The sequence below is a fragment of the Deinococcus sp. QL22 genome (genome assembly GCF_023370075.1).
GTDB lineage: Bacteria > Deinococcota > Deinococci > Deinococcales > Deinococcaceae > Deinococcus.
Window position 1 is genome coordinate 25,754 of sequence record NZ_CP097154.1, and the last position, 15,472, is coordinate 41,225.

13 protein-coding genes are annotated in these 15,472 nt (G+C 59.1%); 12 read left to right on the forward strand and 1 reads right to left on the reverse strand.

Features of this window, described 5'->3' with window-relative positions; all coding sequences use genetic code 11:
* Positions 1-88 precede the first annotated feature (88 nt).
* The gene (locus M1R55_RS26620; RefSeq protein ID WP_249396265.1) at positions 89-601 is read left to right on the forward strand and encodes a DUF2243 domain-containing protein; all 513 of its coding nucleotides are present in this window, start codon (positions 89-91) and stop codon (positions 599-601) included.
* A gap of 102 nt (positions 602-703) precedes the next feature.
* On the opposite strand, the gene M1R55_RS26625 is transcribed toward M1R55_RS26620, so the two are convergent.
* Positions 704-2,155, reverse strand: coding sequence for a bifunctional diguanylate cyclase/phosphodiesterase (locus M1R55_RS26625; RefSeq protein WP_249396266.1), 1,452 nt, complete (start codon positions 2,153-2,155; stop codon positions 704-706).
* 901 nt (positions 2,156-3,056) lie between these two features.
* Here M1R55_RS26625 and M1R55_RS26630 point away from each other — a divergent pair.
* From M1R55_RS26630 to M1R55_RS26680, 11 genes are all read left to right on the forward strand, one after another.
* Entirely contained in the window at positions 3,057-3,530 is a 474-nt protein-coding gene (locus M1R55_RS26630) for a prepilin-type N-terminal cleavage/methylation domain-containing protein (RefSeq protein WP_249396267.1), read from the forward strand.
* Positions 3,527-3,982: a prepilin-type N-terminal cleavage/methylation domain-containing protein gene (locus M1R55_RS26635; protein WP_249396268.1), complete on the forward strand. Its 456-nt coding sequence runs from the start codon at positions 3,527-3,529 to the stop codon at positions 3,980-3,982. The genes M1R55_RS26630 and M1R55_RS26635 overlap by 4 nt, the downstream gene beginning before the upstream one ends.
* A 28-nt stretch (positions 3,983-4,010) precedes the next feature.
* Positions 4,011-4,892 carry a PilW family protein gene (locus tag M1R55_RS26640; protein WP_249396269.1) on the forward strand — a complete coding sequence of 294 codons (882 nt, stop codon included), beginning with the start codon at positions 4,011-4,013 and terminating at the stop codon, positions 4,890-4,892.
* Entirely contained in the window at positions 4,889-6,631 is a 1,743-nt protein-coding gene (locus tag M1R55_RS26645; RefSeq protein ID WP_249396270.1) for a DUF4900 domain-containing protein, read from the forward strand. Before M1R55_RS26640 ends, M1R55_RS26645 begins: the two co-directional genes overlap by 4 nt.
* Before the next feature lie 793 nt (positions 6,632-7,424).
* Positions 7,425-7,877, forward strand: a complete 453-nt coding sequence (locus M1R55_RS26650) for a response regulator (protein WP_249396271.1) — start codon at positions 7,425-7,427, stop codon at positions 7,875-7,877.
* A 398-nt stretch (positions 7,878-8,275) separates the two neighbouring features.
* Positions 8,276-9,427 (forward strand): M28 family peptidase, encoded by a 1,152-nt coding sequence (locus M1R55_RS26655; RefSeq protein WP_249396272.1) that lies wholly within the window; start codon positions 8,276-8,278, stop codon positions 9,425-9,427.
* 324 nt (positions 9,428-9,751) lie between these two features.
* Positions 9,752-9,961, forward strand: a complete 210-nt coding sequence (locus M1R55_RS26660) for a hypothetical protein (RefSeq protein ID WP_249396273.1) — start codon at positions 9,752-9,754, stop codon at positions 9,959-9,961.
* The gene (locus M1R55_RS26665) at positions 9,958-11,262 is read left to right on the forward strand and encodes a thiolase family protein (protein ID WP_249396274.1); all 1,305 of its coding nucleotides are present in this window, start codon (positions 9,958-9,960) and stop codon (positions 11,260-11,262) included. The genes M1R55_RS26660 and M1R55_RS26665 overlap by 4 nt, the downstream gene beginning before the upstream one ends.
* Positions 11,259-12,626 carry a 3-oxoacid CoA-transferase gene (locus M1R55_RS26670; RefSeq protein WP_249396275.1) on the forward strand — a complete coding sequence of 456 codons (1,368 nt, stop codon included), beginning with the start codon at positions 11,259-11,261 and terminating at the stop codon, positions 12,624-12,626. The genes M1R55_RS26665 and M1R55_RS26670 overlap by 4 nt, the downstream gene beginning before the upstream one ends.
* A 326-nt stretch (positions 12,627-12,952) precedes the next feature.
* Positions 12,953-14,191 carry a TCR/Tet family MFS transporter gene (locus tag M1R55_RS26675; protein ID WP_249396276.1) on the forward strand — a complete coding sequence of 413 codons (1,239 nt, stop codon included), beginning with the start codon at positions 12,953-12,955 and terminating at the stop codon, positions 14,189-14,191.
* 405 nt (positions 14,192-14,596) lie between these two features.
* Complete coding sequence (locus M1R55_RS26680) at positions 14,597-15,457, forward strand: DNA repair protein (RefSeq protein ID WP_249396277.1); 861 nt, start codon at positions 14,597-14,599, stop codon at positions 15,455-15,457.
* The last annotated feature ends 15 nt before the right edge of the window (positions 15,458-15,472 follow it).

A 15,472-nucleotide genomic window follows, 5' to 3' on the forward strand; every position in this document is an offset into this window, starting at 1 on the left:
GGAATGCCGAAATGTTGATCGGCCCTGACTTGGCCGCCACGCAGTGTGGAGAATCAAGGTGCTCTGTCCATTTCTAAGGAGACGTTGTATGTCCAAACCGTTGTCATCGGCCCATGTTTCTGCTTCCCCCGCTCCCTCGTTTTACAAAACTTGGCGTGCTGCGGGCATCTGGTTGGGCCTCGGCATCGGCGGCTTTTTCGACGGCATCGTGCTGCACCAGATTCTGCAGTGGCACCATCTGGTCAGTGAAGTTTATCCACCCACGACGCTTCAAAATCTGAAATTCAACACGTTGGCCGATGGGCTATTTCATGCTGCCACATGGGTTTTTACTCTGATTGGTCTTGTGCTGCTGTGGCGGGGAACACGCGGGACGCATCAGCCGAGGCCCACCCTAGCCTTCGTTGGGGCGCTGCTGTTCGGCTGGGGCCTGTTCAATGTGCTGGAGGGTACTGTGTCCCACCAACTGTTGGGGCTGCACCACGTCCGGCCCGGCCCCGATCAACTGGCTTACGATCTCGGATTCTTGGTGTGGGGGGCGGCCATGCTGGTGACCGGCGGGTTGCTGATGCGTGGAGAAAAGCGGTCTGGAACGCTCTAAAAATTCCTGGCGATCGTATAGATTCCGTGTTAGGGCGGTTCGTCCGTCCAGGAACTGTCGTCCCAACTTCTGGCTTGCTTCAGAAGGCGCTGAGCGTGGTGGTCAACAGCTTCTCAAATCCCTCGGCCGTTTGGGGCGGCCCGTCCAGTAGCCCTGCACATACTCGCACCCGCGCTGGCGCACGAATTCCACCTGTTCGCCCGTCTCCACGCCCTCCACTGTCACTTCCAGTTCCAGTGCGTGTGCCAGCTGAATCACAGCCTCTACCAGCGCCTTATCCTGCTTGGTCGAAGGATGCGAACCCGCCACACCCGCTGTAAAAGATCGGTCAATTTTCAGCACGTCGATGGGGTAGTGCTTGAGGTAAGCCAGATTGGAGTAACTGGTTCCAAAGTCGTCCACAGCCACCTGCACCCCCAGGTCTTTGAGGCGCTGCAAGGTGTCTTGGGCCTCCACGACCTGCATCAGCATGCTCTCGGTCAGTTCCAGTTCCAGGCGGTCGGGGGAGAGGCCGGATGCCTGTAGCGCCCACGTCACCGTTTCGATCAGGTCAGACTGCTGGAACTGGCAGGCCGACAGGTTCACGCCCACACGCAGGCCGGGCATAACCTGACCCCATGCGGCGGCTTGCTCGCAGGCCAGGCGCAGCACCCATTCCTCGATGGGCACGATCAGGTCCGTGACCTCGGCCAGCGGAATAAACGCGTCGGGTGACACGAGGCCGAGTTCGGGATGTTGCCAGCGCAGCAGGGCTTCTGCCCCCCACAGCCGCCTGCTGCTCGCCTTCCACTGCGGTTGGTAGTGCAGCACGAATTCGCCGCGCTCCAGGGCAAGGTGAAGCGCACTCTCCATGGTCATGGCGGTCATGCGTTCGTAGCCCTCTAGGGCGTACAGCGCGTAGCCGCCGCCCCGCAGCTTGGCCTGATACATGGCGGTGTCGGCCTGCTGCACCAACTGTTCTACCACTGCTCCCGCCTCCGGAAACACGCTGAAGCCGCTGCTGGGCCGAACGAAGACCTCGCGGCCCGCCAACGCAAACGGTTGCCGGAAGGCGTCCATCAGGCGCTCGGCAGCCACGTAGATAAACCCTGTCTCTGGCATAAGCTCTGTGTCTGAACCTGCTGGCGCGGGCGCGTTCAGCCAAAACAGGAATTCGTCGCCGCCCATGCGGGCCAAGTGGGTCTGGCTGCCCAGCACGCCGCGCAACCGCAGGGCCACCTGTTGCAGCAGGGCGTCCCCGACGCTGTGGCCCAGCGTGTCGTTGACCAGCTTAAAGCGGTCTAGATCCATCAAGCCTACCGCGATGACTTGCCCGGTGGCGTGGGCGTCGTGCAGCACACGCTCCAGCTCTTGTTCAAAGAGGGTACGGTTGGGCAGACCCGTCAGCGCGTCGCAGAGGGCCTGATGTTTCAGCGCGGCCTGAGCGTCGTAGCGCTCGATCACGAGGGCCGCGAGTTGAGCCGCCGCTTCCAGCTGAATGCGTTCATCGGGATTGGGCGCACGGGTGCTGTAGCCGCGCAGTACCAAGATGCCCAGTGTCCTGCCCGCGCCCACTGCCCGCCTGGATTGGCGTGTGGGTAACGCATAACCGATCCACCAAGTCCAGCAGCGTATGCAAAGCCTGAGGCGACAATGTAGCCATCCCTACTGATAAATCAGAGCGAAACTCCAATGCACTCATGACATTGCTCTGAGATTAGTAGGGAATAGGCAACCAAGCCTAGTAGTTTGAAGGAAAGGTAAGACTGATGCGGTAAAACTATTGAATGACATCAAGATGCGCAGAATTTTTACGCGTGCCGATAACTTAATAAAGAAAGATCGCCTCCCACTTTGAGATTAGAGGACGAAACTCTGCCTTAATAGCGGGTTCGAATATTCAAATATTCTGTCTTCTAAATTTGACTGAATCATTTCGAATTGCCTGGCTAGATGTTATGTAAAGGTAGAATATGACCAAAATTCGCCGCAATAATATAACAAGAAAAGGCAATTGGACGGCTCTTGATTGGGTTAAGCCTATGCTCAGTGTGCAGCGTTTTATGGCCTCAGTTACGGCTTTTAAAGATAGGCATCTGGCCGTCAAAGGGTTGGTTGCCGTCTCCAAGGGCAACTCGACTCGCCCTCTCCTCCAAGCAGGATTCATGCCTTCACGCACACTCCGGAGCAGTGAGGTGTCCATTTGGCCTGGTGTACAGCGAGTTGCTCAAGACCTATCAAGACAGCATAGTTTCTATTTAAGCCCCTCGTGTTCACTTGGCCCAAGCAGGCACAACTCAAGTCAATAGCGGGTTACCTATACTTATCATCTTGTTCAACTGCCTCAATTATTACAAACCTGCTGCTGACCGCCTGCAAACTGTTAAATTTTCCATAAATTATGTACATTCACTACACCCATTGTGTTCAGAAGCTGTCTGTATCAAAATTAACTTAAAGTGTCTATGATGCTCTCATGCTATCGGATTCGCAGCGGATGAACGGCTTTACGCTGTTAGAACTCTTGGTGTTGCTGGCAATGTTGGGCATATTATTGGGGATCTCGGCTGTGGCTTCCGCCCAGTGGCGCTCCACTACCCAGCTCAATAATTTCCTTGCCGAACTGGCCTACGACATCAATGTCACCCGCACCAGTACGCTTTCCACAGGCCAAATTCGGCGCGTGCGGTTGGTCAACACTCGGCAATATGTAATTGAACAGCTTGGGCCGACCAACACTTGGGTCTCTCTCAAAACACAAACGGCTTTTAAAGACCTGTTGTTGTTGAGCGCAGCGTCGGCTGTCAATTTCGAGTTCAGTACCCGTGGTTCAGTTGAGGCCAGGACGCAAACCGATCAAATCACCACCAATACAGGCATCAAAGCCAGCATTGCTGGGCAACCCCGTCAAATCAATGTTACGGCGTTGGGGATCGCGAGGAGAGAATGAGACAACAAGCTGGATTTTCACTTATCGAAGTTCTTGTCGCGCTGGTCGTGACGATGGTCACGGTCACGTCGGTCAGTTCATTGATGCTTTCTAGCATCAGGGCCGACAGTCAGTCCCGCTCCCGAACCTCTGTCAATACGGTGGTCGAAAGTTGGCTTGACCGCTACCGCTCCAACCAGGAGCCGTATACCGCTGCGGGGACGGTCTGCACCGGAGATTCTGTCCGCTTCAGCTGTACCTATCCCAAAGGCCATGATTACGCCACCGACGGGATTTATTCCCACAGTGTGAATGCCACCGAGCTAAAAACTCGGTTGGGCAACTACAAGACCACCATCACGGGTGAAATGCTGCAAAACGGGGCCAATGTAGATCTCTGGCGTTTGAAAGTACGTGTCGAAGATGAAACCCGTAAGCAGGCTGTGGAGGCAAACACCCATGTTATCTGGTAAACCCCCCGTGTCATCTAATAAACCCCCTGTGCGTCCGTCTCGCGACCAAGGCTTCACGATTATCGAACTCCTCGTCGCCAGCAGCATTTCCCTGGTCGTCTTCGGAATTTTGCTCAATATGTTCCTCAGCACCACGCAGGTACAGGCCAAAAGCCAACTTCAACTCTCGGTGGATGAAAGCATGCGTGCGTCCATCGAGCTGATGGGTATGGACTTGCGAGAAGCCACAGCCACACGCGTGATCGACGCGGCCTCGGCCACCGTGCTCAACCTCGGCCCGTTCGTAGCCACCAGCAATCAGTTGTCTGTGGTGAGTTCTGACCCCGACTCGACCTTCCCAATTTCCCAGCCTCTTGGTTACCCAAACAACAAGTCTTTGCCCAACAGCGCCGAAACGGATATTTCTCCCAGCGCGACAACCAAGCTCTGTAAAAAAGTCTTTGGCGGCGGCGACTATTTCATCGTCACCAACGGCAACGACCCATACGTCTACTTTATGCAGGCGCACGCCACCAATCCCTGTCCCAGCGCAGCCAAGGTGCTGCACCCCAAACAACAACTGCGTAAACCCAACGGCGACCCATTTCAGTGGAGCCCCACGGCACAGCTGTCGAAGGTGATCATCATGCGCTACTACATCGGGCAAGCGGACGGAGCCAGCGCCCTGATGCGCCAGCAAGCCGGAGACACGCCGCAGGTAGTGGCCTACGATATTACCGGCCTGACGGTGGCCTATTCCGCAGACGGCGCGACCTTCGCCCCTACTGCATCCGGCCTAAAGGCCGTGCGAATCACCCTGACCGGCCAGCGGGAACGCGGCAAGCTCAGCTCCACGGTCACGCTTTCCAGCACGGTCTACATGCGCGACCTCGTGGTTCCGTCCAGAGTCGCCGGGAGCGCCGGGCTATGAGCGGGCAGCGGACACTCCCCCAGCAAGGGTACATTCTGGTCACCGCGTTGGTCTTTATGGCGATTCTGATGCTGCTGGGCACACTGATGATCACGGGCAGCGTTTCCGGCATTCAGCAGGCGGGGGGATTTTCAGGATTGGTGCGAACCCGCGCGGCGGCAGAGGCGGGCCAGGCGTCGTCGGCCTTCGATCTGCGTGAAAGCATCATTACCGACCTGAATACCATCCTCAAACCCTACGCAGACAGCTTTGCCGCCTCCAAATTCGACGCAAAAGTCACGCCTATTGTGGCCGATTTTCAGTACAAATCGGTGGAAATTAGCCTAAATAGCCTTCCCACAGTGGTTAAAAGCGGTTCACTGGAAGGCGTAACCTACACCAGCAAAGTCGTCTTTGCCAATTTCAGGGCCGACCAGGAATATACGGCGATCGGACAAACCTACTACGTCGACTACAAAGTAGAGAGTATTGGAAAGCAGAACAAATTCACCCGCCGTACCGCCACCAACGGCACGCTGGCTATTCAGATGGGCCGTAAATATTTGAATCAATTCCTGCTGCTGGCCGATGACGGAGGTTCTGAAGAAAGGAATTACTTTACGACTGATATGAACTATGACGGGCCTGTTCATGTCAACAAGAACTGGATGTTCACGGGTCAGCCTCGATTCTCGTTGGGGGCGACAACAGCGGCCAGAGAAGTCAAGATGACCGATTGCAAGGGCAAAAGCTTCTTGGTCAGCACGCAGTCTTTACCGCCCTGTACCACACCCGATTGGGGCAACCGCAGCTTGCAGTACGGCCAATCAAGCATCGAGCTTCCAACCAACAGCGCCTCGCAAAAGGCGATCTCATTGGGGCCGAACTTTAAGGGCACCGTCAGCACTATTAAGGATGTCTGCGACGCTTTGGGTGTTAAGGACAACGACTGCAAGTCGGCAGTGCCTACCGGAGTGTACTTGCCCCCCGCAGGCGGCCTCTACATTCAGGGCAACGCCGAAATCATCATGAGCAAAACCGCCGCCGAGCAGGTGTACACCGTGAAGCAGGGCACCACGGTCACGACCATCACAGTTAACTACGTCACCAAAAGAACCAAAATCGTCAGCGGCACCACCACAACGGAGCGGGATGGCGTGCCGAATGGTCAGCTGTACGTGGAAGGCGAGATTACCAGCCTGAAGGGTCCGGAACGCACGGGCGCGTTGCCCAGTAGTTTGCCTGCAACAGCGGTGCCGTCTCAAGTGGTGCCCGCCCTTCATCCCCTCTCGCAGCTGAATATCGCCGCGACCAGCAATATCGTGCTCACGGGCGACCTGACCTACACCGACGACCCACGACAGGTGGTCGGAGCCAAAAACGTGTTGGGCCTGATCGCAGGAACTGGCAGCGTCTTAATTGGCAACGATGCCCGCAACGCGCCCAGCGACATTTATATCCACGCAGCGATCCTGGCGGGCGCGGCCAACAAAGGGTTTGGAGTCATGGACGTGAGAAGAGCGCCTGCACAGGGCAGCATTCATCTGCTGGGCAGTGTTGCCGCCTCTAAAGAGCCTCCCCGTGGAGTGTTCAGTTTTCAGAGCGACGGCTTGCCCAAGTTGATCGGAGGCTACGGGGACGACTTTAGCTTCGACCAGCGCTTCCTGAACGGAGGCACTGTGCCTCCAAATTTCCCGGCCACCTCCCGCTTTGAAGCCAAGACAGCCTTGCCCACCCAGACAGATTGGACGGAAGACTAAAGCGTCCGGGCAACAAAGGCAGCGTCAGAAGCTTTTTCTGGCGCTGCCATTTGGCTAAAGCTGTGATCCTAAAAACAGACCTGGGGCGGTTTGAGAGCCTATTTGAGATGGAATCAAAGAGATGCCCGAACATGGAGTGCTTCCCTCAGCCCTGTCAAGGATTCATTATAATTCTGGATCAGGCATAGGCAATCGCTTTTGCCCCCCTGTTCGCTTGTGGGCCCCTGTTTTTTCAGCTGCCTGTTGCGCCCTGTTTGACCATTCCCGTTCCTTCTGTGCTTCGCGTATATAAAAGTCAGCACACGCCTGCCCAACTTCGACGGCGTGCGCCAAGAGTTGCCTGGCCTTAATCAGCACGTGTTCGTCTTGTGGCATAGGCCAGCTTAAGCAGTGGTTCCCACATTCACATGGCAAGGCAGGGGAGTTCTCTGAAGCTGAGCTTCAGCCAGTCAACAGTCCAGCTTTATTTAGGGCAACCGGGGTCACCATCTGAGAACGACCTTGATCCCAGTGACGCGATCTGGGCTGAACTTTCCTAAACACTTGGAGCCGTGACAGTCGGAGCGCCACTCCATTACGCCTACGCCTGGAACTCACGTCATTCGGAGTCTGATTAGAAACCTCGTTTTTTGGCCTTCAATCCGAGCAGAGCCCGTATATTTAGTCCGTTCCCTGCTTAAGCTCAACCATGATCTGCCCTTTTCTTACCATTTCAAATTCATGGGGCGCTTACAGTTGAGCTGATGCTTCATCCATCATTCATTTGTCAGGGCGCAGCCTCAAGGCGGAAGCGGTGAAACGGCCTTTACGGGTCATGCTCATCGATGACAATCCTCTTGACCGGGCCCTGGCAGAAGAGGCTTTTGCACTTCTGAAGCAACCCTGCACATTGGTCACCATGCCCAGTGGAATAGAAGCGCTCCATGTCTTGATGGCCGCTGACACGCTGCTGCCCGATCTGGTGCTGCTGGACATCAATATGCCTGGCATGAACGGCCTCGCGGTGTTGGAGAAGATCAAGGGACATCCAACCCTTAAAAATCTGCCGGTGTTGATGTTGACCACGTCTATGGCAGATGACGATTTGCGGCGGGCCTACGCGCTTCATGCCAGTGCCTATCTGCCCAAAGCGGTCAGTTTTGAAGGCTTCCTGACCCAGTTAGAAGGCCTAGTGACCTTCTGGCACAACGCCAAGACCACGACATGGCCCAACACACTCACCCCAGAAAACTTGATGCCTCAATAAAAGCGGGAGTCAAGCAGGGTCTGGGTCTTCGAGCTGCGTGTAGAACAACATTTGCTGCGTTTTCCTGTGCTGCCGCTAGCAGCGAGGGGGCGTAAGTCCCCAAAGGTTTTTCTGAGCACTGAGAACCTTGATCGCAACTTTTGACCCGTTTTGAGAGGTGCATCTTGAAGAGATGCCTTGTCAGCCAATACTCGCCCCACAGCAGGCGGTACACGGCTGGCCCTCGCTACTCACATCCCAATTTTCCGGAAAGACACCGGGGCCTCACCGTTCCCGCTGCGACGCCGGTTCTGCTGTCTTCCGCTGCTCGGTGTATTCAACAAATAGCGGCGACCTCCAGAGGGCCAACCGTAACCGGCGGCAAAGTTGCGCGGCCCAAGGCGTGCTCTTCTGAAGGCATGCACCCTTGGAAACGCTGCGCCTGGCTGGGCGTGCTGATGCTGGCTTCCAGCGCCCTGGCAACCATTGAGGACGATCTCCGCACGGTGTTGCCGTTCGGCCCCCGAGTGACGGGCAGCGCCCCCAACGAACAGGCCCGGACATACTTTGAAGCGCAGTTTCGGGCGCTAGGCTACACGACTCGCCGCGAGGTATTTACCTATCCCCGCTTCGACGACCTCGGCTCTGATGTGGGCGTGGGCGCTGAGTCCCTGGCTGGCCGGGCGCTGCAAGGCAGTACTGGGGGAGAAGTCACGGCGCGAATCGTCCGGATTCCCGGTGCAGGCACCCCCGAGGATTTTAAGGCCGTAAACGTGCGCGGCCAGGTAGCAGTGGTGCAGCGCGGACAGATTTCTTTTGTGCAAAAAGCCAACAATGCCCTTGCAGCGGGCGCTGCAGGCCTCATTGTCGTCAACAACGAAGCCACAGCCTTGCAGGGCCAGTTGGGAGAACGGGTGGCGCTTCCGGCGCTGACGGTGCCCAGCACGGCAGACGCCGCGTTGCGGGGCGGCCAGCAGGTGACGCTAGGGGTGCGCGTGCGGGACGGCGAGGTGCGCGGCGTGAACGTGGTGGCCTTCAAATCAGGTGTGACCCGCCCCGACATCCTTTTTGGGGGGCATATGGACTCGGTGGCGCTGGCCCCCGGAGCCAACGACAACTTGTCCGGAAGCGTGGCTGTGGTCGACATTGCCCGGCGGGTGGCGAATACACCATTGGCCGCCCGCAGCTACTTTGTGCTCTTCGACGGAGAAGAAGACGGACTGCGCGGCTCGCGGGTGTTCGTCAAAGACAACCCCGCCGTGATTGGGAGCCTGAAAGCAATGTTCAACTTTGACATGATTGGTGTGAATGCCACGCCACTCAATGTGACTGGGGAGGGCCGGTTGGTGCAGTTGGCTCAGCAGGCCGCACAAATTTCAGGCTCGCCACGCCAAGAGGGCGGCAGTGATCAGGTGCCGTTTGCACAGGCAGGCATTCCGACGCTGTTTTTTCACCGGGGCCTCGACGCCAATTATCACCAGCCCGGCGATACGTTGGCCGACCCGCGACTGATCCGGGCCACCGTGGACGCGGCCCTCAAAACTGCCGAAGCCGCCCTGTTGAACAGCTAAAGCACTGACGCGGCTTAGAGTCGGGAATAGAACGACAGAGTGAGCTGTAAACCTAAGCGATGAGAAGCAGCAACAGCGGACAGATCAGACCCTGGCAAGCCTGCTCTTACTGAAGCTGGATAGGCCTCAAGGAGCCTGTCTTGTCACCCGGACGCTGTGGTTTGCAGGGATTCAAGTGTTCTACAGCCGTGAGCGCCGTCATTCCGCTTTGGGCGACCAGAACTCAAGCCCTTCAGGTCGATGCGGCCTGGATGCGGGCCAACGTAGAGGCGTCGGGCGGCCTGATGATGGGCCCAAGCCCTGATGTTTGCGCTGGCGGCACATGTGGGACAAGCTGCAGCCAAAGCTACTGTGCGCCGCGCCGTCGCCCTGGCCCGCCAAGACGGACAGCCATTGACCGAGGCCCTGCGGCTTTGCACCAACGCACCGTTAGACTGGGCTGCCTTACACGAAGACCACTATCTGGGCGTCAACGACGCGCTGATCGATAGACTGCTCGGCCTCGCGGACGCCCGGCACAGGAGAACGCCATGACCCCATCCCTCCCCCTGCCTCCCCTTTTATCTGACCGTGACGTGGTCATCGTGTCTGCCGTGCGCTCGCCCATCGGGGCCATTCGCGGCAGTTTGTCTACCGTGCGGCCCGACGACCTCGCCGCCAGCGTGATCCGGGCCGCCGTGCAGCAGGCTGGAATTGACCCCGCCCAGATCGAAGAAGTGATCTTGGGCTGTGCCAATCAGGCGGGCGAAGACAACCGCAACGTGGCGAGAATGGCCGCATTGTTGGCGGGTCTGCCCGAATCGGTGGCGGGCCTGACCGTGAACAGGCTGTGTGCGTCGGGTCTGAGTGCCATCAATACAGCGGCCCGCGCCATCCGCAACGGCGACGGCGACGTGTACGTGGCAGGCGGCGTGGAAAGCATGACCCGTGCGCCCCTCGTGATGCCCAAAGGTGGGCAGGCGTTTGCCAATGGCAATGTGACCGTCTTCGATTCCACCCTCGGCTGGCGCTTTCCCAATCCGGCGATGGAAGCCCTGTTTCCGCTGGAGGCGATGGGCGAGACGGCGGAAAACATCGTGGAGCGCAGCCGCGCTGGAGAATATTCCTTCAGCGAAATCACACGGGAAGATCAGGACGCCTTCGCGCTGGAATCTCAGCGCCGCACGGTGGCCGCGCTGCACTCGGGCGCATTCGAGAGCCAGATCGTGCCGATTGAGGTGAAGGGCAAGAAAGGCGTGACGGTGTTCGATACCGACGAGCATCCCCGCTACAAGCGTGATGGGGATGGATTCACGCTTGCCACCGACGCGGCAACCCTTGCCGGACTGAAACCCGCGTTTCGCAAGGGCGGCACAGTCACGGCGGGCAACGCCAGCGGCCTGAACGACGGCGCGGCGGCACTGGTGCTGATGAGTGCGGGCAAAGCGCGTGAACTGGGCATTACGCCGCTGGCCCGCTGGGTGGGTGCGGCCTCGGCAGGTGTCGACCCCCGTGTGATGGGATTGGGGCCGATTCCGGCGACCCGCAAACTGCTCTCTCGCACAGGCGTCGACCTGAACCAAATAGACCTGATCGAACTGAATGAGGCCTTTGCCGCTCAAGCTCTGGCATGTATTCGGGAATTGGGACTGGATGGGGAGCGGGTGAATGTGAACGGCGGCGGCATCGCACTCGGCCACCCGTTGGGCATGAGTGGAGCGCGGTTGGTGGTGGCCCTCACGCATGAACTGCAGGCGCGGGGCGGACGCTACGGTTTGGCGACCCTGTGCGTCGGCGTCGGCCAGGGCGAAGCGGCCCTGATCGAGCGAGTTGAAGCAAATCAGGTGGAGGCATGAAAACTGTACCGATCATCTCCGCACAAGGGGCGGCGGCGCTGGTCAAGTCCGGAGACCGACTCTTGGTGGGCGGCTTTGGCATGACTGGAAACCCGGTGCATCTGATACATGCGCTGGCCGAAACGGACACAGGCGACCTGACCTATATCGCCAACAACGTGTCCGAGCCGGGTCTCAGTGGAGGTTTACTGCTCCGCAACGGACAACTGAGGAAGGCTATCGGCTCGTATTTCACCTCTAACCCGGAAGCGGTGAAGGCGCATATGGCGGGCACGCTAGAAGTGGAATTGATGCCGCAGGGCACGCTGGCGGAAGCGATCCGGGCGGGCGGAGCAGGTCTGGGCGGTTTCTATACCCCCACTGCTGCTGGAACCCTGATTGCCGGGGGCGCTGAAACGAAGATGCTGAACGGGCGCGAGATGGTGTTTGTGCCGGCCCTGCGCGGCAATGTGGCGTTTATTCGGGCTTGGCGGGCCGATACGGCAGGCAACCTGCAGTACCGCCTGACCGAGCAGAATTTCAATGCGGGTATGGCGACGGCTGCCGACCTCGTGATTGCAGAAGTGGAAGAAATCGTAGAGGTGGGGCACATCGCGCCCGAACACGTGCATACGCCCGGCCTGTACGTGGATTATCTGGTGCAGGCACACCTGACCTTGGCCGACTTGGGCAGCAGCGCCGATGTGCGGGGCGGGGCCAAACGGGTGGACGCAGCCCGCCTGAACATGGCCCGCCGCGCCCTTCAGGAATTGCGGCCCGGCGCGGTGGTGAACCTCGGTATCGGCATTCCAACTCTGGTGGCCGACCTAATCACGCCCGCACACGCCGTGAATCTGCACACCGAAAACGGCATGCTGGGCGTGGGGCCAGCCCCTCAGGACGGCGGCGCGATGGATTATCCAGTGAATGCAGGCAAGATTCCCGTGACTGCCCTGCCGGGGGCCAGTTACTTTGATTCGGCGGCCAGCTTCGGCATGATCCGGGGCGGGCATGTCGATATTGCTGTAATGGGCGGCCTGCAGGTGGACGCGGCGGGTAATCTGGCAAATTGGGCTGTACCGGGTAAACCGCTGCTGGGTGTGGGCGGCGCGATGGATTTGGCGGGCGGGGCAGGACGCCTGATTATCCTGATGACCCACACCGACCCTGACGGCACACCCAAAATCGTGCCGCGCTGCACCCTGCCGCTGACCACATCGGGCGCGGTGGATATGATCATCACGGACAAGGCCGTGTTCGAGTTCGTGAATGGCGACCTGACGCTGACCGAACTCATGCCCGGAGCGACGCTGGAACAGGTGAGGGCCACGACTGGAACGAGCTTCCGCGAGGCGCTTCAGACTACCGAGGCGGAGCCAGTTTAAGGACAACCACGGTTCTCTTGCGACCAAGCGGGCAACGCGAGTCTGGGGAATAAGGACTCTGAATGGTCTTGATCTCGTTGGGCCAAGACCAAACGCAGTGGATTTGGCTGGGGTTGTGTATTTCATTTCGGAAAGCGAGCAAGCACCGCCTTGCCCAACCACCCACATTCTCTGCATTCTCTGCAAGCCCGACAAAACGCCTTCCCAACTGGCCGTTGCTCAGCTGGGTCGCTGGGCAGCTGGACTACATGCCCCAGAAGACAACGGCAAACGATACGCCACATGGCTGAACCTTCCCACTCCAGGCGGGGATTACACTGGCCCCAATGCGTTCCCGTCCTGCCGCCATGATTTTCATTCTGCTCACCGCTCTCATCGACATCATTGGCATTGGACTGATCATTCCGGTGCTGCCGGGCTTGGTCAAGGAACTGGCTGGGTCAGAGGTCGCGGGTGCCCGCACCATCGGCCTGCTGACGGCGGCCTACGCGGTCATGCAGTTTATTTTCGCGCCGATTCTGGGTGCCCTGAGTGACCGCTTCGGGCGGCGGCCTGTGATTCTGTTCGCGTTGTTGGGCATGGGACTGGATTACCTGCTGCTGGCGTTTGCTCCCAACTTGACCTGGTTGTTCGTGGGCCGCATTCTGGCAGGCATCACGGGTGCAAGTCTGACGGTTGCCAATGCCTACATTGCCGATGTGTCGCCGCCCGAAGACCGCGCCAAGAACTTTGGATTGCTGGGGGCCACCTTCGGCGTAGGTTTCATTCTCGGCCCAGCGTTGGGCGGGTTGCTCGGCGAGTACGGGTTGCGCGTGCCCTTTTTGGTGGCGGCGGCCCTGACTGGGCTAAACGTATTGTACGGCCTGTTTGTTCTGCCAGAATCGTTGCCTGCCAGCGCCCGCGCCAAGGCCATGAAACGCAGCGACCTGAACCCGCTATTGCCCCTGAAGGCGCTGGGCGAGTACCCCATTTTGCGGAGCCTCGCGCTGACCTTCGTGGTGCTGGGTCTCGCCGGGCAGGTCATTTTCAGTACGTGGGTGCTGTACACCGAAAAAGTGCTGAGTTGGAGTCCGGGGCAAAACGGCCTGGCACTGGCCTTTTTTGGCCTGCTCACGGCGGCGGTGCAGGGCGGCCTGATCGGGCCATTCATCGCCCGCTTCGGAGACCGGCGCACCATCATCACGGGCCTGATTGCCTCTATTTTTGAATTTTTGCTGCTTAGTGTGGCCCGCAGCGGCGCGCTCCTGTACGCCTCACTGGTCATGGGGGCTGTGGGCGGACTGGCTGGCCCCGCCATTCAGGGCCTCATTTCCCGGCAGGTCAGCGAAACCGAACAGGGCCGTGTGCAGGGCGCGATCACCAGCCTCAATAGCTTGGTGGCCGTCGTTGGGCCGATTGTCGCCACCGCCGTGTATGCCGCTGGGGTCAGTGGCGGTTTTCCCGGCGCAGCCTTCCTGATGGGCGCACTGCTGTCGGTGGCCGGAACACTGCTGATTTTGAGCGTGCTGCGCAGCATACCAGGGACTGGGCGGGATACTGCGCGGGCCGAGGCGAAAGAGGCCTAAGCACCTGCCGGGGCCGTAAGACAGGCTCAGCTGGAAAACGCATCTGGGCTCCGGGCCTCGTGCCTCGCCCATCAGAATGCAAGCAACCTAAAATATCAGTGTGATGTCGAGACGGACAACCTCTCTGCTGGCAAAAAGAAGCTCAGGTGTAACGGCGGGCGGCGTGACCGACCCATTGGCGACCCTTTAAAATCTGTTATGAACATATTGAAGGCTTGACTTCTGTTTTTACTCGCATGAATAGGATAGAATAAGCCTGTACTGGCGGGAGTGAAGCTTGTAAAACGCCGCTGCACAATGGGCTAAACTCCCCGCAAGAACACCACTCAGATACTGCTTAGCAATTCACCTAGCCACCACAACTGAGGGCCGCCTCGCCCACCAGAACATGCCCGGAGGACACCCGTGACGCAAGCCAGCAAGATGAAGAAAACAGCCGCACCAGACGCCGCGCAGATGGCTCAGGATGCCGAAACCGGGGCGCGGATGGCCCTGCAAGCCCTGCTCCGAACTGCCCTGCCTGACCTGAATCTAGACGTGCGTGAGGCCGTTAATCCTGCCGAACTCAGCGCCGCCCTGACGCGGGCGCATGAGGCGTGGGGATTGGGCCTGCGCCACGTGCAGCACGAAGTCCGCACCGAAGAAGGCGGTACGCTGGGGCTGTATGCCGACGGCGCACGCGTGGGCAGCGCACAAGACGCGCCCGAAGTGTTGGCCTCGGCTTACGCCACCATGCAGGCCTTAGACGCCGATGGCCTGAGCAGTTGGCCCGTGCTGCCCGAAGGCCACCGCTTTGCCTTGGAGGCCGGAACCCGCCAGATTCGTGTGCTGGTCGAAGATGGGCGCGACTTTGAAAGCCAGTGGACGGCCCACACGGGCGGGCTGCACTTCCGGACTGGGCGGCGCGGCGATGACCTGTGGGTCGAAGCTTTCCGTGCTGCGCTGGGCCGCGACCTTGTGCAAGACGCTGCCTGGGAAGTTGTAGAGCGCATTAAAGACCGGGCCCTGCGCCGGGAACTTCAGCGCCGGGCCGAAGAAAAAGGCATTTTGGGCGCGGTACTGGGCGCACGCGGCGAAGCGGTAGAAGCCAGCATGCGCCGTTCGCCGGGGCTACACTTCACCGTCAGCGCCGCAGTCATGCATTCCACCGCCCGTACTTTAGAAGCATGGAAGGCCCTGCAAAAAGAAGCCGTAGCTGCACTGGAAGCCGCCCAAAAAGCGCAGGTAGACCGTTTGGTAGATCTGTTGGGCCGCACCGGACGGTAAGAGTTCGGCTGTTGG

Coding starts and splice junctions, on each gene's coding strand:
- M1R55_RS26635 (WP_249396268.1), top strand. CDS start 3,527: ATGAGACAACAAGCTGGATTTTCACTTATCGAAGTTCTTGTCGCGCTG.
- M1R55_RS26675 (WP_249396276.1), top strand. CDS start 12,953: ATGCGTTCCCGTCCTGCCGCCATGATTTTCATTCTGCTCACCGCTCTC.
- M1R55_RS26655 (WP_249396272.1), top strand. CDS start 8,276: ATGCACCCTTGGAAACGCTGCGCCTGGCTGGGCGTGCTGATGCTGGCT.
- M1R55_RS26620 (WP_249396265.1), top strand. CDS start 89: ATGTCCAAACCGTTGTCATCGGCCCATGTTTCTGCTTCCCCCGCTCCC.
- M1R55_RS26645 (WP_249396270.1), top strand. CDS start 4,889: ATGAGCGGGCAGCGGACACTCCCCCAGCAAGGGTACATTCTGGTCACC.
- M1R55_RS26665 (WP_249396274.1), top strand. CDS start 9,958: ATGACCCCATCCCTCCCCCTGCCTCCCCTTTTATCTGACCGTGACGTG.
- M1R55_RS26630 (WP_249396267.1), top strand. CDS start 3,057: ATGCTATCGGATTCGCAGCGGATGAACGGCTTTACGCTGTTAGAACTC.
- M1R55_RS26670 (WP_249396275.1), top strand. CDS start 11,259: ATGAAAACTGTACCGATCATCTCCGCACAAGGGGCGGCGGCGCTGGTC.